The sequence below is a fragment of the Paenibacillus jepli genome (assembly GCF_047238105.1).
In the GTDB taxonomy this organism is placed as follows: Bacteria; Bacillota; Bacilli; order Paenibacillales; family Paenibacillaceae; genus Paenibacillus_D.
Map to the genome: position 1 here is coordinate 2,900,001 of NZ_JBDFMD010000001.1, position 24,919 is coordinate 2,924,919.

Annotated in this window: 22 protein-coding genes and 1 other RNA gene (1 of these 23 running past the window's edge); 3 read left to right on the forward strand and 20 right to left on the reverse strand. The window is 58.1% G+C overall.

Annotated features, from left to right (window positions below):
• The 15 genes from ABC336_RS12890 to rpoE all read right to left on the reverse strand — a co-directional run.
• Window positions 1–744, reverse strand: partial view of an NAD(P)/FAD-dependent oxidoreductase gene (locus ABC336_RS12890; protein ID WP_413239021.1) — the 5' portion only. Its footprint begins 498 nt before the window's first position; 744 of the gene's 1,242 nt are visible here — the first part of the coding sequence; its start codon is at window positions 742–744; its stop codon lies beyond the left edge, outside the window.
• A gap of 487 nt (window positions 745–1,231) precedes the next feature.
• Complete coding sequence (recR, locus tag ABC336_RS12895) at window positions 1,232–1,831, reverse strand: recombination mediator RecR (RefSeq protein ID WP_413239022.1); 600 nt, start codon at window positions 1,829–1,831, stop codon at window positions 1,232–1,234.
• 83 nt (window positions 1,832–1,914) lie between these two features.
• Window positions 1,915–2,226, reverse strand: coding sequence for a YbaB/EbfC family nucleoid-associated protein (locus ABC336_RS12900; protein WP_413239023.1), 312 nt, complete (start codon window positions 2,224–2,226; stop codon window positions 1,915–1,917).
• 57 nt (window positions 2,227–2,283) lie between these two features.
• Window positions 2,284–4,071 (reverse strand): DNA polymerase III subunit gamma/tau, encoded by a 1,788-nt coding sequence (dnaX, locus tag ABC336_RS12905; protein WP_413242505.1) that lies wholly within the window; start codon window positions 4,069–4,071, stop codon window positions 2,284–2,286.
• Between the two features lie 135 nt (window positions 4,072–4,206).
• On the reverse strand, window positions 4,207–5,649 hold the full coding sequence (locus tag ABC336_RS12910) for an ATP-binding protein (RefSeq protein ID WP_413242506.1): 1,443 nt from the start codon (window positions 5,647–5,649) through the stop codon (window positions 4,207–4,209).
• Between the two features lie 181 nt (window positions 5,650–5,830).
• An RNA gene (gene ffs, locus ABC336_RS12915) (signal recognition particle sRNA large type) lies at window positions 5,831–6,098 on the reverse strand.
• Window positions 6,099–6,198: 100 nt separating this feature from the next.
• The gene (locus ABC336_RS12920; RefSeq protein ID WP_413239024.1) at window positions 6,199–6,606 is read right to left on the reverse strand and encodes a hypothetical protein; all 408 of its coding nucleotides are present in this window, start codon (window positions 6,604–6,606) and stop codon (window positions 6,199–6,201) included.
• Between the two features lie 68 nt (window positions 6,607–6,674).
• Window positions 6,675–6,872, reverse strand: coding sequence for a 50S ribosomal protein L31 (gene rpmE / locus ABC336_RS12925; protein ID WP_413239025.1), 198 nt, complete (start codon window positions 6,870–6,872; stop codon window positions 6,675–6,677).
• A 124-nt stretch (window positions 6,873–6,996) separates the two neighbouring features.
• Window positions 6,997–8,262, reverse strand: a complete 1,266-nt coding sequence (locus ABC336_RS12930; RefSeq protein ID WP_413239026.1) for a radical SAM family protein — start codon at window positions 8,260–8,262, stop codon at window positions 6,997–6,999.
• A 13-nt stretch (window positions 8,263–8,275) separates the two neighbouring features.
• Window positions 8,276–9,622 carry a transcription termination factor Rho gene (gene rho, locus ABC336_RS12935; protein ID WP_413239027.1) on the reverse strand — a complete coding sequence of 449 codons (1,347 nt, stop codon included), beginning with the start codon at window positions 9,620–9,622 and terminating at the stop codon, window positions 8,276–8,278.
• Between the two features lie 87 nt (window positions 9,623–9,709).
• Entirely contained in the window at window positions 9,710–10,963 is a 1,254-nt protein-coding gene (gene murA, locus ABC336_RS12940) for a UDP-N-acetylglucosamine 1-carboxyvinyltransferase (RefSeq protein WP_413239028.1), read from the reverse strand.
• A gap of 156 nt (window positions 10,964–11,119) precedes the next feature.
• Complete coding sequence (gene fba, locus ABC336_RS12945; RefSeq protein ID WP_413239029.1) at window positions 11,120–11,974, reverse strand: class II fructose-1,6-bisphosphate aldolase; 855 nt, start codon at window positions 11,972–11,974, stop codon at window positions 11,120–11,122.
• Between the two features lie 440 nt (window positions 11,975–12,414).
• Window positions 12,415–12,813 (reverse strand): response regulator, encoded by a 399-nt coding sequence (locus ABC336_RS12950; protein ID WP_413239030.1) that lies wholly within the window; start codon window positions 12,811–12,813, stop codon window positions 12,415–12,417.
• Between the two features lie 122 nt (window positions 12,814–12,935).
• The gene (pyrG, locus tag ABC336_RS12955) at window positions 12,936–14,543 is read right to left on the reverse strand and encodes a CTP synthase (RefSeq protein WP_413239031.1); all 1,608 of its coding nucleotides are present in this window, start codon (window positions 14,541–14,543) and stop codon (window positions 12,936–12,938) included.
• A 293-nt stretch (window positions 14,544–14,836) separates the two neighbouring features.
• Window positions 14,837–15,385, reverse strand: a complete 549-nt coding sequence (rpoE, locus tag ABC336_RS12960; protein ID WP_413239032.1) for a DNA-directed RNA polymerase subunit delta — start codon at window positions 15,383–15,385, stop codon at window positions 14,837–14,839.
• Window positions 15,386–15,790: 405 nt separating this feature from the next.
• Here rpoE and ABC336_RS12965 point away from each other — a divergent pair, with 405 nt between their 5' ends.
• Window positions 15,791–16,924 carry a S8 family peptidase gene (locus ABC336_RS12965; protein WP_413239033.1) on the forward strand — a complete coding sequence of 378 codons (1,134 nt, stop codon included), beginning with the start codon at window positions 15,791–15,793 and terminating at the stop codon, window positions 16,922–16,924.
• A gap of 27 nt (window positions 16,925–16,951) precedes the next feature.
• Here ABC336_RS12965 and argS read toward each other — a convergent pair whose 3' ends face one another.
• Together argS and ABC336_RS12975 are read right to left on the reverse strand one after the other, a co-directional pair.
• Window positions 16,952–18,634, reverse strand: a complete 1,683-nt coding sequence (gene argS / locus ABC336_RS12970; protein ID WP_413239034.1) for an arginine--tRNA ligase — start codon at window positions 18,632–18,634, stop codon at window positions 16,952–16,954.
• Window positions 18,631–19,071, reverse strand: a complete 441-nt coding sequence (locus ABC336_RS12975; RefSeq protein ID WP_413239035.1) for a YwiB family protein — start codon at window positions 19,069–19,071, stop codon at window positions 18,631–18,633. The genes argS and ABC336_RS12975 overlap by 4 nt, the downstream gene beginning before the upstream one ends.
• 186 nt (window positions 19,072–19,257) lie before the next feature.
• On the opposite strand from ABC336_RS12975, the gene ABC336_RS12980 reads away from it, so the two are divergent.
• Window positions 19,258–20,088, forward strand: coding sequence for a helix-turn-helix domain-containing protein (locus ABC336_RS12980; protein WP_413239036.1), 831 nt, complete (start codon window positions 19,258–19,260; stop codon window positions 20,086–20,088).
• A 97-nt stretch (window positions 20,089–20,185) separates the two neighbouring features.
• Here the strand turns inward: ABC336_RS12980 and ABC336_RS12985 are convergent, their stop codons facing one another.
• The 3 genes from ABC336_RS12985 to speE form a co-directional block, all read right to left on the reverse strand.
• Window positions 20,186–20,554, reverse strand: coding sequence for a hypothetical protein (locus tag ABC336_RS12985; protein ID WP_413239037.1), 369 nt, complete (start codon window positions 20,552–20,554; stop codon window positions 20,186–20,188).
• Between the two features lie 304 nt (window positions 20,555–20,858).
• Window positions 20,859–21,728, reverse strand: a complete 870-nt coding sequence (gene speB, locus ABC336_RS12990) for an agmatinase (RefSeq protein WP_413239038.1) — start codon at window positions 21,726–21,728, stop codon at window positions 20,859–20,861.
• A gap of 34 nt (window positions 21,729–21,762) precedes the next feature.
• A complete protein-coding gene (gene speE, locus ABC336_RS12995; protein WP_128660662.1) occupies window positions 21,763–22,590 on the reverse strand; it encodes a polyamine aminopropyltransferase in 828 nt (275 codons plus the stop codon).
• A gap of 186 nt (window positions 22,591–22,776) precedes the next feature.
• Between speE and ABC336_RS13000 the strand changes: the two genes are divergently transcribed.
• Window positions 22,777–24,885 (forward strand): transglycosylase domain-containing protein, encoded by a 2,109-nt coding sequence (locus ABC336_RS13000; RefSeq protein ID WP_413239039.1) that lies wholly within the window; start codon window positions 22,777–22,779, stop codon window positions 24,883–24,885.
• The last annotated feature ends 34 nt before the right edge of the window (window positions 24,886–24,919 follow it).

Consider the following 24,919-nt stretch of genomic DNA (forward strand, 5'->3'; position numbering starts at 1 on the left):
CATCGCTTCGCTGGGGGACGCTAGAAACCGGGCTCTCCAATGCGAGTCGGTCAACGGGAACATGACGCCTACAACGTGCAGGTTGTCGCCGGTCGGGAAGACGATACCCAGCTTGTCACCCAGCTTATACAGCTCGGTATGCGGCTCCCCCTCTTGCTTGTAGTCCGCATAATAGCCTACATAGGAGGCAAAATCAGTCGGTACGGAAATGAGCGTCGATCCACCGGCCAGCTCCCGGATTTTGGATTGGCGGCCATCCGCTCCGACAACAAGTTTAGCTCGGAAGCGCAGTCGCTCGCCGTTGCCCCTTACACCTTCAACGCCGCTTACAGCCCCGTCTATGCCTTCACGGAGCAGGCCCGTAACTCGAAAGCTTTCAATTGCCGTTACATTGGGTTGAGATGCCGTATGGCGAAACATGATCTCGTCCAGTGTATGGCGTCTGATGCACAGGCAATCCGAATATCCCTCCACCTCGGGGAAGCAGCCATCGATGACCGCGTCATCGAATTGAATGACCGCTCGTTTGTACGGAGGAGTACCCGTATGCAGCAGCGCCTCCAGGACCCCCATCTCCTCCAGCATGACCATGCTGTGGGTCAAAAAGTTATGCGTCGACAACGTATCGCTTGGAAACGAGGCTTTGTCGAGCAGCAATACACGGAAACCGGACTTGGCGAGGTGCCAGGCGAGCGTCGCTCCCGCTACTCGGGCTCCCGTAATTATTACATCGTAGTTACGCAAGAACTCCCCTCCTTCATTCAGGTAATGAAAATAATGACTGGCTTCATCCAATCACATTGTAAAAGAAATGCAGACGCCTCAGTAGTTACAGACTGTCATCACTTTTGTCATGCATTTAGGAGGGCTTAGAGGGGCCCATCGGGACTCGGAACGGGAGCCGTGCTACGATGACCCGGGCGTACTCGCTCCTCCCGACTTGCCTCTAAACACGATTTTTCATATTCATTCGCCGCATATGACGCAAATAACGCAAACGAGTATGAAAAATCGTATTCATTCAACGAATATCTCGATTCCCCCTGAAATAAGGTTGATATTTCATATTCGTTGGCTTGTGCGGCTTGGCTTCGAAGCGTACTCAGGTACTTTGCGGGGGCCCCGGTAAATTAAGTATAAAAAAACGGCCCAGCCATGGCCCAATGTCATTAAGCAAACTTAATGATATGGAAACCATGGCTGAACCATTCATACTACTGCTGTATTCTCGTTAACCAAGCTCCCGCCGTCCCTCAAGGGCGCGCGAGAGCGTCACCTCATCCGCATACTCCAGGTCTCCGCCGACAGGCAGGCCGTGCGCGATCCGGGTGACCCGGATACCGAACGGCTTGACCAGACGGGACAGGTACATCGCGGTCGCTTCACCCTCGATGTTGGGGTTGGTCGCCAGGATCAGCTCCTGCACCTGCTCATCGCTAAGCCGTTGGAGCAGCTCGGCGATCCGGATCTCCTCCGGCCCGATCCCTTCCATCGGCGAGATCGCACCTTGCAGCACATGATACTGGCCCTGAAATTCCTTGGTGCGCTCCATCGCTACGACGTCCTTGGACTCCTGGACGACACAGATGACCGTACGGTCGCGCGCTTTGTCCTGACAGACCCGGCACGGGTCGATATCGGTGATGTTGCAGCAGACGGAACAATAATGAAGATTGCGCTTGACGCTGACCAGCGCCTTGGCAAAATCAATGACATCGTCCTCCTTCATCCGGAGGACATAAAAAGCGAGCCGGGCCGCTGTCTTGGGACCGATGCCCGGAAGTCTGGAGAACGAGTCGATCAGTCTGGCTATCGGTTCAGGGTATTGCACGTCTGCCGCAGCTCCTTTCGTGACGGGTCTTCATATGAAAGCTCAAAAGCCGGTTTTCAGCACCGCGGCTTTTTGAACAACCTTTAGAACAGGCCTGGGATTTTCATGCCTCCGGTGAACTTGCCCATATCCTGATTGGAGAGCTCCTCCGCTTTGGCGATGGCGTCGTTAACGGCGGTCAGCACGAGGTCCTGCAGCATCTCTACATCGTCCGGATCGACAGCTTCGGGCTTGATCGAAATATCGAGCAGCTTCTTGTGGCCGTTCATCGTCGCCGTGACGACGCCGCCGCCGGCAGAGCCTTCGACCGTTTTGCTCTCGAGCGCTTCCTGGGCTTTGAGCATCTGCTCCTGCATCTTCTTCACTTGCTTCATCATCTGGTTCATGTTATTCATTCGGATCACCTCATCGGATTAGTGGACGGGTCCGCATGCGCATGCATCCGCTCCCGCTTACTTCTCTTGATCTGTTATGACAACCAGCTCTTCGCCGAATAGCTTGACGGCCTCCTCGATCCACTCCGGCTGCTTGGGAGCGTGCGCAGGCTCCTCCGCTTCCATCACGAGCGGTTCGGCAGCCGCGGCGGGCGCATCGTCCGCGGCGGTTGTCCATTCCTTGACCATCACCGTGACGAAACGCAGCGGCTTCTGGAATACATCCTGCAGCACCCGCTCGATTACCTCGCGGTTCGCTTGCTTCTCCGTCGTCTCCCGGTGAATCGTGTTCTTGAAGGCAATCAGCACGGTATCGTCCGCCACCGACACCGGCTCGCCGTCGATCAACCAGGCGTGGATCGTGATCCGCGCCTCTTTGACACGCTGCAGCACTTCGCCCCACTGCATCCGGATGCGCTGGCATTCCTCGCTGTCCTTGGCGGCAGTATAGTTATGCAGCTTGACCTGCGTCCGCATGACGCTGCCGCCGCCGCGGTTGCCGAAGCCCCCGCCGCCGCGCGGTTCCGGCCGCGATGGAGCCGGCTTGGCTCCGCCGCCCTCTCCACTTCCGGCAGGGACGCCCTGCTGGAGCAGCTGCTCCAGCTTGCGCTCGAGCGTCTCCAGCTTGCGGGTGAGCTCCGCGACCTTGCCGCTATCCGCAGCAGGAGCACCCTGCGCGGCAGACGCCGCAGCCTGAGACCCCTGCGGCACCACACCGCCTTCCTGCAGGGTGCAGATCTTCATGAGCGCTACCTCGAAGAGCGTCTGCGGCTGGGCGGCATGCTTCATCTCCACCTGGTATTGATGCAGGACATCGATCATAGCGAACAACCGCTCGCGGTCATAAGCCTCGGCGATCGGCAGGAACTTCTCGCTGTCGACGATCCGCTCCGTCATCGCCGCGCCGCCGGGCACCAGCTTGAGCAGGAGCAGGTCGCGGAAGTAGTAGACGAGATTCTCCATGCACTTGTCGGCGCTCTTGCCTGCCTGCATCAACCCTTCGACCAGCGGCAGGATCGCCGCGACATCGCGTTGCTGGATCGCCTCCGCCAGCTTGGCGAACTGTTCGGCGGCGAGCCCCCCGGTGACATCCACCGCATCGGCCAGCGTGATCCGGCCGCCGGCATAGGCCGCGACCTGCTCGAGGAGCGAGATCGCATCACGCATGCCGCCGTCCGAGAGCCTCGCGACATAGACAAGCGCGTCTTCCTCGGCCTCCAGCCCCTCCTCCTCACAGATCTGGCGCAGCCGCTCCGTCTGCTCTTCCAGGGAGACCTGGCGGAAGTCGAAGCGCTGACATCTGGAGATGATCGTCGCCGGCAGCTTGTGAGGCTCTGTCGTAGCCAGGATGAACACGACATGGCCCGGAGGCTCCTCCAATGTCTTGAGCAACGCATTGAAGGCTTCGGTCGTGAGCATATGCACTTCGTCTATAATATATACCTTGTAGCGAACCTCCGAGGGTGCGTAGCGCACCTTGTCCCGGATATCCCGGATCTCGTCGATCCCGCGGTTCGAAGCAGCGTCGATCTCCACGACATCCATGATCGTACCTGCCGTGATGCCTTTGCAGGCTTCACAGACATTGCAAGGCTCCGTCGTCGGGCCTTCCCGGCAGTTGATGGCCTTGGCCACAATCTTGGCAGCGGTGGTCTTGCCTGTGCCTCGCGGCCCATTGAACAGGTAGGCATGTGAAATACGCCGCTCCCGAATCGCATTCTGCAGCGTCTGGATAATATGCTGTTGGCCCACCATGTCCTGGAACGTCTGGGGACGCCAGGCGCGATACAAAGCGATATGGCTCACCATCATCGTTCCTTTCCAATTCGCTCGTCCCGGGCTTGATACCCGATTGTTCTATTATACACGATCCCTCCCTCAGCGGAAACAGGCGACCGTGCACCGGCGGCGGTAGCGACTCCCCCGCCGGCACAGATCGCCTCAGCTGTCCCGATCCTCCCCTTTCTCCTCGAGCGAGCAGGGGATACTGATCGTGAAGACGGCGCCGCGGTCGTGATTGCCCACCCGGATCATGCCGCCCATGTCATGGATGATCCGCTGGCAGACAGACAGGCCCAGCCCCGTTCCGGTCTGCTTGGTCGTTACGAACGGATCGAAGATGCGGTCCAGCATCGCCGGTTCGATGCCCGGTCCATTGTCTTCGATATCGATGCTAACCCAACGGGTCATCCCCTGTTCCCTTTCAACACGGCCCGATATCTTCAATATGCCGCCTTCTTTCATCGCTTCGATGCCATTTTTGCCGATATTCAGGAAGACCTGCTTGAGCATCTCCCCATCGGCCACTACCCTTGGCAGTCCCGATAGCTCCTCGTACTGCAAGACGATCCCGTGCAGCAGCGCCTCATTCTGGATAATCGGCAGGATCTCCCCCATCACAGCATTCGGATCGACCAGATCGAACGTGATGTTCTTGGGCTTGCTGAGCAGCAAAAATTCGCTGACCAGCTCATTGATCCGGTCGATCTCCGTCAACATGATCTCTGTGTAGCCAAATTCTTTATTCAGCCCCTTTTCCTTCATTGTATTCTTGAACATTTGCAGGAAGCCCTTAATCGCCGTCAGCGGGTTTCGGATCTCATGAGCCGTACCCGCTGCAATCTGGCCGATCATCGCCAGACGGTCGCTGCGCTGCACCTGCTCCTCCAGGGAACGGAGGTTGGAGACGTCTTTAAACGTCACATAAGCCCCAAGCAGCCGTTTTTGATGATCTCGCAGCAGATTGGCATCCATCAGCAGCTCTCTCTGTTCATAAGCCATGCTCCAGCGGAAGGGATGGTTGCGCACTGGCTGCTCTTCGACCACCATCTGCTTGAGCAGCTGATGCTCCAGCGGTGCGTGAGTGAACAACTCATCCATCCGTTTACCCTGCACCTCATCCTCACTCACCCCTAGCACTTTGCATGCCAGCGGGCTTATCGCATTGACTCGAAAATCGGCATGAAGCAGGATGACCCCCATACTTTCTTCTTTTAAAAGCGTTAATGCAAATTGCTGCATCAGTCCGGTTTGGCGCAAAGCTTTCGCATGATGCAGCAGCGCCAGGTAATGGCGAACCCCTCCGATTTCAATCGACATCAGCATGACCTCCGTTTCCAGCAGCTCATCATTTTTGGTGCGCAGCCGATAGACGTGATCCGGCGGCGACGCTCCAGACACCGCTGCGTGCAGGTCGATATCCAGAAGAAGGTCCGACAGAGGGCGGCAGAGCAGCTCCGCATCGTCGTACCCTGTCTCTTGTCGGAACAACGGATTGGCCCGGATCATTGCATAGTTGTCGTCGCACAAGACGGCCATGACAAATGGCACCTTGTTCCAATACCATTCCATCGCGTCTTGGCGAACGTACACAACCGCAGGCATGTCATTCAAAGGAAATCACCTCTTCAAAGATGCAGTCCGGAGAATCTTCATAAAATTGCACATAATGTTATTCTCTGCAGAACCGCACGATTCCTTCCAATAACTTCATGGATATGAAAAAACACCCTTTGGAGAGCGTAAGCCGCTTCCAAAAGGTGTTATGGTAGATTATAAAGGTGTACCGTGCACCTGCCTTTGATCGATGCAACACAAGCGGAACCCCAGATTCCAGCTCAGACCAGGCACTCCACCGGCACATGGATGAACATGCTTACGGCTGCTTCCTTCCGGACCTGACCGGGTTCACAGGTATCCATTGCGGTGGACCAGGATCGTCAACACTGTTCACTGAAGTCAGACCTTGCATCCACATGACCTCGAACAGGAATTCAACCTCGCTATAGCGGATTGCGAGTTACAGGGCACCGCTACCTCCCCATCTAGCACGGCAAAGCTAAGTATAGCCGATTCTGAGTCTTAACGCAAGCCAAGCTGTCACACATGATTGAAGACCTTGACGCTGGCGGACTTCGCCACAAAAAAATCCTGCTATCGCTCCGTCTTGTAAGGCTCCATATGGATGACGTAACGAGGCATATTGTCAGCCAGCATCTGGTGGGCCTGTGCCGTCAGCTCGGCCGCCTGCTCCTCAGTCACTTCCGAAGCCACTGTGAGCTGGACGTAAATGTCCGGATCCTGGATACGGAATGCGGCGTGCCGGATGCCTCCCAGCTCCTCCAGCTTCTCCTGCATAAAGCGGATGTCGCTGCTGTAGCTCCGATAAGCGGAATTGCGGGGCAGTCCGGGATTGCTATTGGATAAGCCCATATAGCCGTCATGGCCATACGTGGTTGGGCGGCCTTCGTCGTCCTGGGGCTGCGTGCCGCAGGCGGCAACCGCGAGAGCAAAGACCAAGACAAGGACGATAAAGACCGATTGACGCATCCGCATGAACATAAGAAAACCTCCCTTGTCCATAGGATGGCTTCGGGAGGTTCTTATATGCTGCTAATTTGCGGCAAGGCTTAGATGCCGTATTTCTTTTTGAATTTGTCGACGCGTCCACCAGCATCCAAGAACTTCTGCTTCCCGGTGAAGAACGGGTGGCATACGGAGCAGATCTCGACACGCAGGTTCTCTTTGATCGAACCGGTCTCGAAGCTATTGCCACATGCGCAGGTTACTGTGGTTACTTGATACGTCGGATGAATACCTTGTTTCATCGCGATTCACCTCTTCCTTTGCCCTGAGCCAACAGGCGGGCCCAGAGTTTAAATCCACACAAGGACGATTATAGCACGGATGGACTTGTCGGTGCAATGACAATCTAACAAGACATACGAACAGTCAGGATTGCTTGCTGAACTGCCGCCGCGACGGCGGGACGTGGGTATACGAACCGATCACGACATCCGGCAGCTCCTGGGCATAGATCTCCAGCAGCTGCTTCATGCCGTAGATCTCCCCCTGTGCCGGGGGAATCAGCTCCAGATAGCTCTCGGGGTCGATATTGAGATTGCGCATCTGGATCAGCTTCAGTCCGGTTCGCCGGACGAAGCCGATCATCGCCTCGATCTCTTCTTCGCGATCCGTGACGCCAGGGAAGATCAGGTAATTAATCGACGTATAGACGCCTTTGTCGGTTGCGTAGCGCAGCGATTTCTCCACATTGGCCAGCGTATAAGCCCGCGGCTTGTAATAGGCGTTGTAGTGGTCGTCCAGCGCACTGATCGTACTGACCCGCATCAGATCGAGACCGCTGTCGACGATAGCACGGATATGGTCAGTGAGTCCGGCATTGGTATTGATATTGATATACCCGTTGTCCGTCTGCTCCCGGACACGCCTCATCGCTTCCGTGATGATCTTGGCCTGGGTGGACGGCTCGCCTTCACAGCCCTGGCCGAAGCTGATGATCGCCTCTGGCGTCTGCAGATGCTCCAGCATAATATCTACGAGTTCATCAACTGTCGGTTTGAAATTCATCCGTGTCTGCGGCGCCGGGAAGCCGCTATCGTCCGGCTGATCCGAGATACAGCCGAAGCAGCCGGCGTTGCACGAGTACGAGACCGGCACAGCACCCTCCCACCGCTGCAGGAATGTGTTGGAGGCCGTCAGACACTCATAGCCGAGCGCGCAGTGCGAGAGATGCTTGTAGAGCCGGTTCTCCGGATACTTCTGCAGCAGCTCGCCGACGCGTACCTCGAGCTCTTCGCGGTCGCAGTGCAGCGGGTTCCAAGGCTCAGGATCGTCGCTGGGATCGGCAGCTACATAGAAGCCGCCATCCTTCCAGACGACGGCGGAGTATCCGAACAGCGGCAGCTTCTGCGTCTTGTCGGTCTTCACATAGCCGGGGATGACGAGCCGGGTGAAGCCCTGCGGCAGCAGCGCTCCGACAGCCTGCACCTCGCCCGGCAGCAGCTCCATCTCTCCTGTCGCCGGATTGATCCCGACTGGCCGGGTATACGGCAAGCCGACCAGCGTCGCTCCCTCAGGCAGCGGGATCAGTTCATCGTCCATCAGCTCGACAACCATGTCGCCGCTGCGCCCGAGCGCGGTCCAATCGGGATGATCAAAGACGTTGCCATCCTTATCGGCATATACGAGATTCACAGATAAAGCCTCCTTAAGATACCGGCGTCGATCGGACCGGACGGCGGCCCGACTGACTGCTCGATGAAGAAGATCTCGAGGAGTTCTGGGATGAGCTGCCGGACCCGGCCATCGCCGACGTATCAAGCGACATCAGGAACTCCTCGTTGGTCTTGGTGTCGGCGAGCTTCTTGAGGAAGTTGTCGACAAATTCCATCGAGTCGTTCATCCCCTTGCGGATCGCCCACACTTTGTCCAGCTCTTCCTGCGTCAGCAGCATCTCCTCACGGCGGGTGCCCGAGCGACGGATATCGATCGCAGGGAAAATCCGGCGTTCGGCAAGTCTGCGGTCGAGATGGAGCTCCATGTTGCCCGTTCCTTTGAACTCCTCGTAGATCACATCGTCCATCCGAGAGCCCGTCTCGACGAGTGCGGTCGCCAGGATCGTCAGGCTGCCGCCTTCTTCCACATTGCGTGCGGAGCCGAAGAAGCGCTTGGGCCGGTGGAACGCTGCCGGATCGATGCCGCCGCTGAGCGTCCGTCCGGACGGCGGGATGACGAGATTGTAAGCGCGCGCCAGACGCGTGATGCTGTCGAGCAGGATGACGACATCCTTCTTGTGCTCCACCAGACGGAGCGCGCGCTGCAGTACGAGCTCCGCAACCTTGATATGATTCTCCGGAAGCTCGTCGAAAGTCGAGGCCACGACCTCGCCTTTGACCGAGCGCTGCATATCCGTCACTTCCTCCGGCCGTTCGTCGATCAGGAGGACGAACAGCTCGATTTCGGGATTGTTGGTGGAGATGCTGTTGGCGATCTCCTTAAGGAGCAGCGTCTTGCCTGCCTTAGGCGGGGCCACGATCAGGCCGCGCTGACCCAATCCTACGGGAGCCAGCACATCCATGATCCGGGTAGAGAGGTTTTTGGGAGCGGTCTCAAGGGCAAGCTTCTTCTCCGGGAATAGGGGCGTCAAGGCAGGGAAATGCAGCCGTTCGGCAGCATGCTCCGGACTCTCGCCGTTGACGGCATTGACCTGGAGCAGACCGAAATACCGCTCGTTCTCTTTCGGGGCCCTGCATTTGCCCGAGACAAGGTCGCCTGAGCGCAGATCAAACTTGCGGATCTGCGAAGCAGAGATATAGATATCTTCGGTACTCGGCAAATAATTGATCGGGCGGAGGAAACCATATCCCTCTGAGAGGATCTCCAATACCCCCTGCATAAACATCAGCCCGCTCTTCTCGGCCTGAGCGCGCAGAATGGCAAAGATAAGTTCGGTTTTTCTTAATGTTCCATAATACGGAATCTGATACTGCTTGGCGAGCTTGTACAGCTCGGTTAGCTTCATTCCTTCCAGATCAGCGATCTGAAGTTCCGTCATATTCTCACCACTTTAGGTTAATTTTCTTCAAGGTTTGAACACGTACTTAAATACATATCTTCATAGTTTCGCCCATTCTTACGCCCGCTAATCACTCTCGCGCCAGACGTCGGCCCCCAGCTCCCGCAGGTTGTGTACGAGCGAGTCATAGCCGCGGTCGATATATTCGACACCGGTGATCTCCGTCACGCCGTCCGTCACCGTCAGTCCGGCAACGACGAGCGCAGCGCCCGCACGCAGATCCGCTGCGCGGACCTTGGCCGCATGCAGCGCACCGCCTTCGATGATCGCCGAACGTCCTTCGAGTCGGATGTTGGCGCCCATGCGAAGCAATTCGGGTACATGCTTGAACCGGTTGTTATATACGTAGTCGGAGATAATGCTGACGCCGCTCGCCTGTGTCAGCAAGCTGGTCATCGGCGATTGGAGGTCGGTCGCAAATCCGGGATAGACCAGCGCCCGCACGTCGACCGCCTCATAACTCGGCTGGCCGACGATCCGGATGGCTTCATCCAGCTCGTGAACCTCGACTCCCATTTCCAGCAGTTTGGCCGTCATCGCTTCCATATGCTTGGGGATGACATTATCGATCAGGACATCGCCCCGTGTCGCTGCAGCCGCAACCATATAGGTGCCTGCCTGGATCCGATCCGGGATAATGGAGTGTCTGCAGCCGTGCAGAGAATCGACGCCTTCGATACGGATCGTCTCCGTACCTGCGCCCTTAATCTTGGCCCCCATCGCGCTGAGAAGCGTGGCAACATCTATAATTTCAGGCTCTTTTGCCGCGTTTTCGATAATTGTGGACCCTTTGGCGCGAGAAGCCGCCAGCATGATATTGATCGTCGCACCGACGCTCGCGACGTCCAGGTAGATCTTGGCGCCCCGCAGTTCTTTGGCCGAGATCCGGATCGAGCCGTGATCGTTGGTTACTTCGGCGCCGAGCGCTTCGAAGCCTTTGATATGTTGGTCGATGGGTCTTGGCTCGAAGTTGCAGCCGCCTGGCAGACCGATCGTCGCTTCGCCGAAGCGCCCGAGCAGTGCTCCCATCAGATAATAGGAGGCCCGCAGCAGCTTGACCTTCCCGTTAGGCATAGGGATAGAAGACATGGAGGAGGGATCGATTGCCATGGAGTCTCCTCTCCAGCTTACAGAGCCGCCGAGATCCTCCAGAATTTCACTGTATACCGCTACATCGCTTAGTTGGGGCAAGTTGTCGAGGATAACCTCTGACTCGGCCAGGATGGCCGCAGGCAGCAAGGCGACTGCGCTGTTCTTGGCGCCGCTGATCTGCACGGTGCCGCGCAGCGGTCGTCCGCCGCGGATCATTAATTTTTCCATTGGGTGCTTATGTCCTCCATTCGGAAGAAAACAAAGTCAAGACCGCTCCGCCAGCTCCCCCGCATATCCACCACTGCTGCTGAGGGCAGCAGCAAGCGGCTTGTACACAAGTCGTCATGCTGACTGAACGGTCTTGGCATCCTTTGTTTCGAGAAGTTACGCTTGGTTGTTGCTGCCGAACAAACGGATTTTCTCGCGGACTACGGCTACCATGGCGTCACGGGCTGGCGTCAGGTATTTGCGCGGATCATATACCGTATCGTTCGAGGACAGCACTTTGCGGATCGCGTTGGTGCAAGCGACTTGGTTCTCGGTGTTCACGTTGATCTTGCCTACGCCGGCTTCGATCGACTTGCGGATCGCTTCGTCCGGTACACCGGAACCGCCATGCAGAACGACCGGTACAGGAATCGCAGAAGTGACTTCTTTGATGATGTCATACTGGATTTTCACTTCGCCTTTGTACATGCCGTGAGCTGTACCTACAGCAATCGCCAGGCAGTCTACGCCGGTTTCCTCGTAGAAACGGATCGCTTCATCAGGCTTGGCCAGGGAAGCATGCTCCTCGTCTACGCTGATGTCGTCCTCGACGCCGCCGATCGTACCCAGCTCGCCTTCGACCGATACGCCCATCTCGCGAGCCGCACGTACGACTTCCTTGGTCAGACGGATGTTCTCTTCGAGCGAATAGTGCGAGCCGTCGAACATGACGGACGAGAAGCCTGCACGGATACATTTCATCGCCACTTCAAAGCTCGAGCCGTGATCCAGGTGCAGCGCGATCGGCAATCCGGATTTTTTGGCCGCTGCCTCAGCGATTGCAACAGTGAACTCGATACCCATGTATTTCAGAGCGCCTTCGCTGACACCGTAGATAAACGGGGATTTCTCCTCGATAGCGGCATCCACGATCGCCTGAGCGAACTCCAGGTTGTTCATGTTGAATTGACCGACAGCAAATTTGTTTGCTTTTGCCTTAGGCAAAAATTCATTCATCGATACCAATGGCATGGTTTCTTACTCCTCCTAAGTACGGTTTGATCTCAAGCCCGTTCGACTTGTCACACGGAGTCATTATACCACATGAGGACAAGCTTTGGTAACGGGACAGAATTTTTTGGAGTGAGGGTGGGGATGGCGTGCTCGTAGCCTGCGCTGGCAGGGTCGTTCTTCCGATCGCTGTTGTCTCCCGGATTTCTTGATTATCATACCCCTGCAGGGGTTGAAATCCGGGGGACAAAGGCGAACATTTCATTTCTCCATAACGCCCCTGCCCTCTCCGGCCCTCCCTCGCCATCCCCGCGGGTTGGTGGTAGAGCAAGGTCGAAGCCGGAGGAGCGTCAGCGTCCGCCTTTGTTCGCAGATATCAACCTCTAAGAGGTTAATCATCAAGATATCTGCGAACAACAGCGGCCGGAGGTCCGACCTTGCTTATAGCAAAAAGGGGCCCGTTAGGACCCCACTGCGTAAAAGTTATTCGACTCGCCGCCTCGCAGCTGCATGTTGACGGCCATTCGCATCTCGTCGATATCGAAGGGCTTGGTAAAGTGCATCAGTGCGCCCAGATCGGTCGCTTCCTTGATCATGTCGAGCTCGCCATAAGCCGTCATCATAATCACCTTGATCTCGCGGTTAATCGTTTTGATGTGCTTGAGAATCTCCAGCCCATCCATTCCCGGTATCTTCATATCCAGCAAGACCAGGTCAGGCGACTCTTCCTTGACGATCTCGAGCGCAAGCTTGCCGTTGGAGGCCTGATAGGTCAGATAGCCCTCGCTACTGAAGACTTCTACCAGAAGTACGCGGATTCCGTTCTGATCATCGACGATCAACACTTTTTTCTTATCCAACTGAAACCCTCCTAGGGACGATTCTATTTAAACGAAAAATGGTCGGACCTTCCATAATCGTTAATATATTCGCCCCCGCCGACCCAATATCCTCCTATGAGTTGGAAAAAACCCTTGAATTTTTATCTATTCTCCGAATAGGCCAGCGACGCCCGCACGAAGTCCCGGAACAGCGGCTGCGGACGGTTCGGCCGGGAGGTGAACTCCGGATGGAACTGTACCGCCAGGAACCATGGATGATCCTCGATCTCCACCATCTCTACGAGACGTCCGTCTGGCGAAGATCCCGAGATCTTAAGGCCCGACGCCTCGATCCGCTCGCGATACTCGGTGTTGAACTCGTAACGGTGACGATGACGCTCGTACACCAGCTCGTCCTGGTAGGCTTTCCAGGCCAGCGTGCCTTCTGCAACTTTACACGGATACAGTCCGAGCCGCATCGTGCCGCCCAGATCCTCGATATCCTTCTGCTCCGGCAGCAGGTCGATGACCGGATAGAGCGTAGACGGATCGATCTCCGAGCTGTTGGAGCCCGGCAGATTGGTCACATTGCGGGCATATTCCACCACGGCCACCTGCATGCCGAGACAGATGCCGAAGAATGGCACCCGCTGCTCTCTGGCATGACGGATCGCGACGATCTTGCCTTCGATCCCCCGGTCGCCGAAGCCGCCCGGCACCAGGATCCCGTGGACGCCGCTGAGCTGCTCCGCTACATTCTCTTCGGTCAGCTCCTCGGCGTTGACCCAGCGAATATTGATCTCCGAGTCCGCATCGATCCCCGCATGGCCGAGCGACTCGACGATGCTGAGGTAAGCATCGTGCAGCGCCACATACTTGCCGACGATCGCGATCTCAGTCGTCTTGCTCAGCGATTGGACCCGCTCCACCAGCCGTACCCACTCCGTCATGTCCGGCTTGCCCGCATCGAGCTTCAGATGATTCACGACGATCTCGTCGAGCCCTTCTTCGAGCAGGTTGAGCGGGACTTCGTACAGGTTGGAAGCATCGCGGCATTCGACGACGGCATTGGCATCGATATCGCAGAAGAGCGCGATCTTGCGCTTCATATCCTCATGCAGCGGATACTCCGTGCGGCAGACGATGATGTTGGGCTGGATGCCGATGCTGCGCAGTTCCTTGACGCTATGCTGGGTCGGCTTGGTCTTCACTTCGCCGGCTGCCTTGATATATGGGATCAGCGTTACATGGATATACATGACATTGTCACGGCCGATATCGCTCTTGATCTGGCGGATCGCTTCGAGGAACGGCAAGCTCTCGATATCTCCAACGGTACCGCCGATCTCTGTGATGACGACATCTGATCCGGCCTCCTTGCCGGCGCGGAACACCCGCTCCTTGATCTCATTGGTAATATGCGGGATGACCTGCACCGTGCCGCCCAGATACTCGCCGCGGCGTTCTTTGCTGATGACAGAGGAATAGATTTTGCCTGTCGTCACATTGCTGTTCTTGGAGAGATTGATATCAATGAACCGTTCGTAGTGCCCCAGGTCCAGGTCCGTCTCGGCCCCGTCATCGGTGACGAATACTTCCCCGTGCTGGTAAGGACTCATCGTACCGGGGTCAACATTGAGATACGGATCGAACTTCTGAATCGTAACCTTAAGTCCTCTGTTCTTGAGCAATCTGCCGAGCGAAGCGGCTGTAATCCCTTTGCCAAGAGATGATACGACACCGCCGGTTACAAAAATGTATTTTGTCACTGTACTATTACCCTCCAAGTTGATATTCGTTATTGAGATGCCCTATAAGAACAGCAAAAACCGACTTCGCCACCCCCAGGACCGACACGAAAGCTCTGTAGACAGCACAGATCAGCGAGCCGTAAAATCCAATCTATGGCATGAAGCCTTCATTAAAAACAAAAAAAGTGACACCCGTGTAATACGGGGCACTTTTACATATTAAATCCCTATAAAGGTTAATCATTTGTGAAGCCCATGCAATAGTTTACTCTGTCGCAAGGGTGCTGTCAAGGCTTGACTTGCCCCTTCTTTTATCTGTCGTTCTCTTCCTCAAAATCCTCTTCTTCTTCGAAGTCGTCCGACTCTTCCTCTTCTTCCTCGGCTTCCTCGTCGACCAGCTCTTCGTCTTCCTCTACGCTGCTTTCCTCGCCGTCCTCGGAGAAGATCTCTTCGCTGTCTTCGTCATAGACATCGTAATCCTCATCGTCGGCCACAAATGTCTCTTCTTCTTCCTCCGCGAAGACGTCCTCTTCCTCGTCGTCATCGTCATTGATAATCCGCGGACGCTTCGCGTTGCCGATCGGATCCTCGGATTTCTCCACGGGATACCAGCGCTTCAGCCCCCACATATTGCTGCCTACGCAGGCAAAACGGCCGTCGATGTTGATCTCGGTGTAGACTTGCGCAATCACCTGGTTGATCTCATCCTGGCTCAGGCCGCGCACCTTGGCGATCTCCATCATCAGATCACGGTAATAGTATGGGGTATTCGCGGTTTTGAGCACTTCAAAAGCCAGATCCACCATCGGCATTTCCTTCAGTCGCTCAGGGTCGATCTTCAGCGTTACCTCGCCACTCATCTATACACATCCTCTCAAGCCAGTTATATACGTTGCTTTGCGTTCATTTTATCCCATATCAGATTATAGTAAAACCTATTTCCTGCAAAATTGCAAGCCTCTTGCGGCGTCCCGCCCAAACTGCTCTGCGCATCGGCTTCCTGTGATGCAGCTTGTCTTCCCCAGCTCACACAAAAAAAGACGAAGGCAAGCCCTTCGTCTGACTGTATCCGCCCGGAGGCGGCATCCCATCTGCCGTCCCCGGCACTGCAAGAGCCGGTATGGACTCTCGGTATATAGTATGAGCAGATGCCCTTAATGACACGGCTGGCCGCCTAATTATCGCAAAAAAGGCAAGTTGCTCATTCGGCCGGGGACGCTCGTTCATACAATACTGCAGTATGGTCGTCGGGAGGGAAGCCAACTTTGGACACCACTGCATTATTCCGCTGGCTGCACAGCACGATGGCCACCCCTGCAGGCGCCGCCGGCCGCCGCATCCTCCGATTCCAGAGCCCCGGTGAATACAGGGCATTCGCCGCCGCCTGGGCAACGCTTGCCCATCCGCAGTCCTACTTTCCTGAAGTTAAGCCGCTGCCTCTGATCAACGGTATCGCTTGTCCCGCAGTCTCCTCCCCCCCTCCCACAGCCGGCTTCCGGCTCACTCAGGAGGAAGATCCGGAGGTCGCTCTGCTGGGCACGGTGCAGAAAAGAAGCGTCGGTGCCGACAAGGGCATCCCGTGGGGTGTCCAGCATGTCCGGGCCCCGTATGCGTGGAGCCGAACGACCGGCCACCGGATCAAGATCGGGGTCATCGATACGGGCGTTGACTTTGGCCACCCCGATCTGGCGGGCTCGCTTGCCCGCGGCATCAATCTGCTGAGCCGCGGCAGCGCGCCACATGACGACAACGGCCATGGCACGCATATCGCCGGGACGATCGCCGCAGCCAATCAGCCCAAAGGAATGATCGGCGTCGCGCCCCGGTCGATCGTCCATCCCGTCAAGGCGTTTGATCACAACGGCAGCGCCTACGTCTCCGATATCATCCTCGGCATCGAATGGTGCGTACGCAACCGGCTCCACATTATTAATATGAGCTTCGGGATGAAGAATCGCAGCAAAGCGCTGCTCGGCGCGGTAAACCACGCTTACCATGCCGGCATCGTCATCGTGGCTTCCTCCGGCAACGACGGCAAGCGCAAATCGATCGACTACCCGGCCCGATATCCCCAGACGATCTCGGTCGGGGCGACCAACCGGCTGCGGCGGATCGCTCCCTTCAGCAACCGGGGCAGCTACATCGACATCTACGCCCCAGGAGACAAGATCCATTCGGCCTGGCTGAAGGGCGCCTATCACGAGATGAGCGGCACTTCGATGGCGACCTCGCATGTCAGCGGGGCCATCGCCCTGCTGCTGGCCGAGCGTCCGGGCTTGGCGCCTGCGGAGATCAAAGCGATCCTCCGGCGGGCGATGCAGCCGATCCGCGGCCAGAAGTCGAGCCGGATGGCCGGCGAGCTCGATATCGTCAAAATGCTGCAGGCCGCTGATCGTTAGCGGCCTGCAGCACGTATTCTATATGTTCTACATCCGTTCCGGCGCCTGCACGCCAATCAGCCGGAGCACATTGGCAATCGTCGTGCGTACGGCCGACAGCAGTGCCAGGCGGGCAATCGTCTGCTCGCGGTCTTCGGTGATGAAGCGCTCCGCCTTGTAATAGCTGTGGAACAGCGAGGCCAGTTCATATACATAACGAACGAGACGGTGCGGCGCATAGAGCTCCGCGCTCTCTGTGATCTCCTGCGGCAGCTCGCCGAGCTTGCGCAGCAGATCGAACTCGGCTTCGGCAGTCAGCTTGCCCAGCTCAGCCTGTGCCAGGGCGTCCGTCGCGATGCCCTGCTCCTCGGCCTGACGGAATACGCTGCACACCCGGGCGTGCGCGTACTGCACATAGAAGACCGGGTTCTCATTGGAGGTCGACACCGCAAGATCCATGTCGAAATCCAGATGCGAATCCATACTTCTCATCGTGAAGAAGTAGCGAACTGCGTCGACGCCGACCTCCTCCATCAGATCCTCCATCGTCACCGCTTTGCCGGTCCGCTTCGACATCTTGACCTTCTCGCCGTCCTGGAACAGGCTTACCATCTGGGCGATCAGGACGACCAGCTTGTCCGGGTCGTAGCCGAGCGCTGCCATCGCCGCTTTGACGCGCGGGATGTAGCCGTGATGATCGGCTCCCCAGATATTGATGATCTGGTCGAAGCCGCGCTCGTATTTGTCGCGGTGATAAGCGATGTCCGGCGTCAGATAAGTGTACGAGCCGTCATTTTTCACGAGGACGCGGTTCTTGTCGTCGCCCAGCGGCATAGTCTCTAGCCAGGTCGCTCCTTCCTCCTCGTACACATGTCCCCGCTCCCGCAGCGCAGTCAGCACAGCGTCGATCTGGCCGTTGCTGTACAGCGAGGTCTCATGGAACCAGACATCGAAGGGCACGCGGAAGCGCGCGAGATCGCGGCGGATCTTGTCCAGCTCCCGTTCAAGCCCAAAGCCCCGCAGCAGCGCGAAGCGCTCATCCGGCGGCAGCGACATCAGGCCGTCGCCCTTCTCCTCCCGCAGCTGACGGGCAAAGCCGATGATATCTTCGCCATGATAGCCGTCCTCCGGCATCTCCGCCGCCTCGCCCAGCTCCTGGCGATAACGGGCTTCAATAGAATAAGCCAGATTCTCGATCTGTTTGCCCGCATCGTTGATATAATACTCCCGCGTCACTTCATAGCCTGCAAAATCAAGGACATTGCAGAGGGCATCGCCGACCGCTGCGCCCCGGGCATGGCCCAGATGCAAATTGCCAGTCGGATTGGCGCTGACAAACTCGACCTGCACGCGCTTGCCGCTGCCTGCGCTTGCACGTCCATAGTCGCTGCCCGCCTTCAGCACCTCGCCTACGATGGCATGCAGGAACCGCTTGTCTAGCCGGAAGTTGATGAAGCCCGGACCGGCGATCTCTGCAGACTCGATCGAGGCGGCCGGTTTGTCGAGATGGGCCAAGATCGCTTCGGCGATCTGACGCGGATTTTTCTTGGCAAGCTTAGTGAGCTGCATCGCGGCATTGGTGGCCAGATCACCGTGCGACTTGTCTCTTGGCACCTCCAGTACGAAGACCGGCAGCTCCTCCCGGTTTGCCAAACCGGCGGCGACGACTGCATCCGCGATCCCCTCCCGGATCCGCTCATTCATTTGTTCCAATACATTACCCTGACTCATGACTCTATGACCTCCTGTATGTGCATCTTAAGCTGAAAATAGCCGACCGGCTCTCCGCTCATCCATAATCTGTACTTCCACTCGATCGTCACCGGCAGCTCGTGCGCCGACTCCGAATCCGGCGCCAGCGCCAGATAATCGGTCTCTGTCTCCATCTCCAGACGTGCACCCGTGATCCTGTACTCTCCACGTCTGCGGGCCCCTTGCACATAGTGGTGCTCCGTCTCTACATCGCCCCGCCGCGTAATCTTCAGCTCCCGCAGCCCGTCATCCCAGCGGACGGTCGTCCGCAGCCGGCGGCCCTCCTCGAGCTCCTCATAGATCAGGAAGGCAGAGCGGTTCCTGACGGCCCAATCGCCTGAGTACGTATGTACGGACAGTTCGTCGTCGTGGCGGCTCTCCAATGTCATCTTCACTTTGGTCTTCGCTGATTGCACCGTATGCCCCGCTTTCCTTGCGTTTGCTTCTCGTGACCTTACTATAATACAGCTGTCCGCCGTAAGCAATCCCGGTCTGCGGCCGGGAGGCTGCCGGTTGGCAATTGACGCATTCCCCGTTATGATGAGATTAAAAGCTTGTTCCGACAATAATAAAGCTAAATCCGACTTTCCGGGAGGCGCCTCATGGATCTCAACTTGTTCGCTGTCATCACTGATCACGAGAAGAGCTTGCCCATCTACATCACTAGCGCCGGAGGCTGGACGAATCAGGAGGCAATCGAGAGGCCGGGCGGCCATCCCTACTATCAGTGGCTGCAGGTGACGCAAGGCGGCGGCGTCTTCACCCACCATGGCCGCGAGATCGTCGTGCAGCCTGGACAAGGCATCCTGACGATGGCCGATGATCCTCATGCTTACCGGCCTACCGCAGAGCCGTGGTCGGTGCGCTGGATCTGCTTCGACGGCCATCGCGTCCGCGAAATGCTGGAGGATCTGGGGATGCAGCAGACCGGCGTCTTCTACCTCGCCAACCCCGATGTTCTGCTCAAGCACCATCAGGAAGCCGTCTCCATGCTGCAGTTCCAGCATCCCGGGACCGTGTTGGAGTCATCGCCCACGATGTACGGCCTGCTGATGGACCTGTACCGCTATATCTCGCGCACAGAGCTGCGCTCGCGCAAGCACCAGATGGATGCGCTATCGCCCGTCCTTGCTTTTATGGAACAGCACTTCGACCGCTCGATCTCGCTCGCCGAGCTAGCGGAGCTGCAGGGCGTCACCCCGCAGCATATCTGCGTCCTCTTCCAGCAGGCGCTGGGAGCAAGACCGATCGAATACCTGACTCGCATCCGCATGCGCAAGGCCAAGGAGCTGCTGCTGCAGCAACCCCGCAAGGAGGTCAAGGCGATCGCTTCCCAGGTCGGCTACGAGCATCCGAGCTACTTCATCAAGCTGTTCAAGCAGCAGGAGGGACTGACGCCGATGATGTTCCGCAGCGCCTACCTGAGCCAGTAGTGCCGTGGACGGGCAAAAGCGTAGGCGCGGGCGGCGGCGCGCTGCGCGGCAGCGGCACTTTTTGCCGCTGTAGGCCTGCGGGCGGCGGCGCGCTGCGCTACAGCGGCACTTTTTGCCGCTGTAGGCCCGCGGGCGGCGGCACGCTGCGCGGCAGCGGCACTTTTTGCCGCTGTAGGCCCGCGGGCGGCGGCACGCTGCGCGGCAGCGGCACTTTTTGCCGCTGTAGGCCCGCGGGCGGCGGCGCGCTGCGCGGCAGCGGCACTTTTTGCCGCTGTAGGCCCGCGGGCGGCGGCACGCTGCGCTGCAGCGGCACTTTTTGCCGCTGTAGGCCCGCGGGCGGCGGCGCGCTGCGCGGCAGCGGCACTTTTTGCCGCTGTAGGCCCGCGGGCGGCGGCGCGCTGCGCGGCAGCGGCACTTTTTGCCGCTGCAGGCCAGCGGGCGGCGGCGCGCTGCGCGGCAGCGGCACTTTTTGCTGTAGGCCCGCGGGCGGCGGCGCGCTGCGCTGCAGCGGGCGGGGAGGCGAAGTGTGCTGGAGAGAATTTGTTTGGAAGCGTAGTAGCGTAATACACGCTACCCTCGTCAACCGCCACACCGACCTCTCCAAGACTAGTTTCTATATCTACAGACCGCCGGACCCACAGTCCGGCCTTTCTTACGAGCCACCTCAGGCGCCGACCGGTCCCTCCCCCTGCGGGGGAGGACCAGCACAAACAGACCACCGCCCGGCAGCCGGACGATGGTCTGTTTGCATTACAACTATCTAACCTCTATCAGTCGATAAAGCCCAGCAGCATCTCACGGATCACCTTGGCGGCGACGATCTGCGTCTGCTCCGTCGGATCGTAGGCCGGCGCAACCTCCACAAGGTCGCAGCCAACGACGCGGACGTTCGAAGCGGCGATCGCATGGACCGCAGCCAGCAGCTCCTTGGAGGTGATGCCGCCCGCTTCGGCTGTTCCCGTACCCGGCGCGCAGGAAGGATCGAGTACATCGATGTCGATCGTCAGATAGACCGGACGGCCAGCAAGCGATGGCAAGACCTTCTTGAGCGGCTCCAGCACCTCGAACGGGTGGAAGTTGATATGCTCGCGCGCATACGCCCACTCCTCCCGGGAGCCCGAGCGGATGCCGAATTGGTAGATGTTCTCCCCGCCCATCAGGCCGGCCGCCTTGCGCAGCGGCGTCGAGTGCGAGAGCGGCTCGCCCTCGTACTGCTCGCGCAGATCGGCATGCGCGTCGAAGTGGATAATCGCCAGATCCGGGTACTTGGCGTACACCTCCTGGAAGATCGGCCAAGAGACGAGGTGCTCGCCGCCCAGGCCCACCGGCAGCTTGCCGTCCGCGAGCACGCCGCGCACATACTCGCCGATGATCTCCAGGCTGCGTCCCGCGTTGCCGAACGGCAGCAGCAGATCGCCGGCGTCGAAGTACGTGATGTCCTCCAGACTGCGGTCCAGGTACGGACTGTACTCCTCCAGACCGATGGAGACCTCGCGGATGCGCGGCGGTCCGAAGCGGGAGCCCGGACGGAACGAGACGGTGAAGTCCATCGGCATGCCGTAGATGACCGCCTTGGATGCTTCATAGTCCTCGGAGCTGAGGATGAATACATTGCCGGAATATTGTTGATCCAATTTCATGAGGGCTTGTCCTCGCTTTCGCTAGTTAGACGGATTATTTGAGCAGATTTTCCACGAGCTTCGGCAGCGCAAAGGCGCCCTTGTGGAGCCGCGGCGAATAGTATTTGGTATCGATATCTGGAATCGCGGACTCATCCACTTCCAGCGGATCGTGCTTCTTGCTGCCCATCGTGAACGTCCACAGACCGCTTGGATACGTCGGCACGTTGGCGCAGTAGACGCGGACGATCGGGAACACTTCCTTCACATCGCGGTAGACGCTCTCGATCAGATCGGCCTTGAACCACGGGTTGTCGGTCTGGGCCACGAAGATGCCGTCTTCCTTGAGCGACTCGTAGATGCCCTGGTAGAAACCCTTGGTGAACAGATTCACTGCCGGACCTACCGGCTCCGTCGAGTCGACCATGATGACGTCGTACGTATTTTTGTGATCATGGATATGCATGAAGCCGTCGTTGACGATTACTTCGACACGTGGATCATCCAGACCGCCTGCGATGTTCGGCAGATACTTTTTGGAATATTCAATCACCTTGCCGTCGATCTCGACGAGTACCGCCTTCTCCACCTCAGGGTGCTTCAGCACCTCGCGGATGACGCCGCCGTCGCCGCCTCCCACGACCAACACATGGCGCGGGTTAGGATGCGTATAGAGCGCCGGGTGCGCAACCATCTCATGATAGACAAATTCGTCTTTGTCGGTAGTCATGACCATCCCGTCGAGGACCAGCATTGTGCCGAATTCCTCCGTTTCGATCATTGCAAGCTCTTGAAAGTCGGTTTTTTCATGGACGTACGTTTCTTTTATTTTGGCCGTAATGCCATACGTTTCGGTTTGTTTTTCGGTATACCACAGTTCCATTGTGATCAAACTCCCTTCTATGGGTCAATCGTTCTCCCGTAATTATAGTAAAACAAGGGGAAAAAGCAACCTTTGCAGCCCTCTATACAAAAATTTAATCCAGGCACCTTTCCCGTGAATAGCAGTTACCTCGATTTTCCATACTATAACTATACTGACTAGCTAAGCGGAAGGGAGTGAGAGGACATGCGCAAACCGCTGTCAAAGCGCCAGTACAGACCCGGCGGAGGGGGCACATCCCGGCGTGCGGAAATGTGGCTGACCTGGCTGAACCGGCTCTCCGTCACGCTGAAACTGACCGGGATCGCCGCTGCCGTCTGCATCGTCTCGGCGGTCGTGCTGCTGCTCTACCTGCGGACACAGGCATTGCCGGCGACCGTCATCAGTCAGACCTCGGAGCTGCTGGATCTGAACGGGGAAGTGATCGATACGTTCCATACCGGCCAGAACCGCCGCCCGGTGCGGCTGGGCGATATCTCGCCCCATCTGATCGAGGCCACGATCTCCGTCGAGGACAGGCGTTTCTACGACCATACCGGTTTTGATATCAAGGGCATGGCGCGGGCGGTAGTCGCCAATGTCGAGAGCCGCTCCAAGAAGCAGGGCGCCAGTACGCTGACCCAGCAGCTGGCCCGCAATCTGTATCTGACCCATGAGAAGACATGGACGCGCAAGCTGCGGGAGGCCATGTATACCGCTCAGCTGGAGATGAAATATGCCAAGGACGAGATTCTGGAGATGTATCTCAACCAGATCTATTACGGGCACGGAGCGTACGGGATCGAAGCGGCTTCCCGGATGTATTTTGACAAGTCGTCATCGGATCTGACCCTGGCCGAGAGCGCGATGCTGGCCGGGATCCCCAAAGGGCCGTCCTACTACTCACCCTACCGCAACATGAAAAATGCCAAGGACCGGCAGCAGGTGATCCTGAACACGATGGCCGAGCTCGGCCGCATTACTCCCGAGCAGGCCAAAGCCGCATATGAAGAGCTGCTGCCCTTACAGGCACCAGGGAGCTCTGAGACAGAGGGGCTGGCGCCATACTTCCGCGACTACGTGCAGACGATCGCCACCCAGGAGTTGGGCCTGGACGAGCAGCTGCTGCATGAGGGCGGCATCCGGATCTACACGACGATCGACAAGGCTACGCAGCAAGCGGCCGAACAAGCGCTCACAAGCGGACTGCCCGCAGACTCCGAGCTGCAGGGCGCCCTCGTCGCCATCGATCCGCGCAATGGCTACGTCAAGGCGATGGTCGGCGGCCGGGACTACAGCGAGAATCAATTTAACCGCGTATTCGCAACCACCCGCCAGCCCGGCTCTTCGTTCAAGCCGCTGCTCTATCTGACGGCGCTGCAGAGCCGCAAGCTGACGCCGATCTCGACCTTCCGGAGCGAGCCGACGGTGTTCACCTACGACGAAGGACGCCAGACGTACCAGCCGCGCAACCATAATGACAAATACTTCAACGAGGCGATCAGCATGCGTCAGGCGATCGCCAGCTCGGATAATATCTTCGCCGTCAACACCGTCATGTCAGTCGGCCCCGAAGAGGTGATCGCGACGGCGCGGCGCCTGGGCATCGAGTCTCCGATGAAGCCGGTCCCTTCGCTGGCGCTAGGCGCCTTCCCTGTCAGCCCCTTTGAGATGGCCTCGGCCTTCAGCGTTCTGGCGGGGGGCGGCGTGCGTCACACGCCGACCGCTATCCTGCGTATCGAGAGCCGCAGCGGCGAGGTATTGTATGAAGCGAAGCCGGAAGCCGAGACCGTCATCGACCCGGCGGCAGCTTACGTCATGACCAGCCTGCTGGAGAGCGTCTTCGAGCCTGGAGGCACGGCCAACCGCGTATCGGCGCTCATCAAGCGGCCGGTCGCAGGCAAGACAGGCACGACCAATACCGATGCCTGGCTGGTCGGTTACACGCCTGAGCTGACGACCGCCGTCTGGGTCGGCTACGACAAGGGCCGCAGCATCAATACGTCGGAGGCCCACAGCGCGGCGCCGATTTTTGCCACCTTCATGGAACAGGCGCTGGCGGCTGTGCCGCCCAAGATCTTCCCGATGCCCGCAGGCGTCGTCAGCGTCTATGTCGATCCCGACTCGGGCTTGCTCGCCGGCAGCGGCTGTGCTGAGAAGCGGCTGGAGACGTTCATCGCCGGCACCCAGCCTATAGAGGTCGCCTGCGGCGAAGCCGATGAGCAGGCAGAGGAGCACGACAACAGCGGTACTATCGATGCGGAGGTGCACAAACGCCAGTCATGGTGGCAGCAGCTCAAGCGGTGGTGGGATTAGATCAGAGCCGGTCTGCGGAAGCTGCACCCAGGGC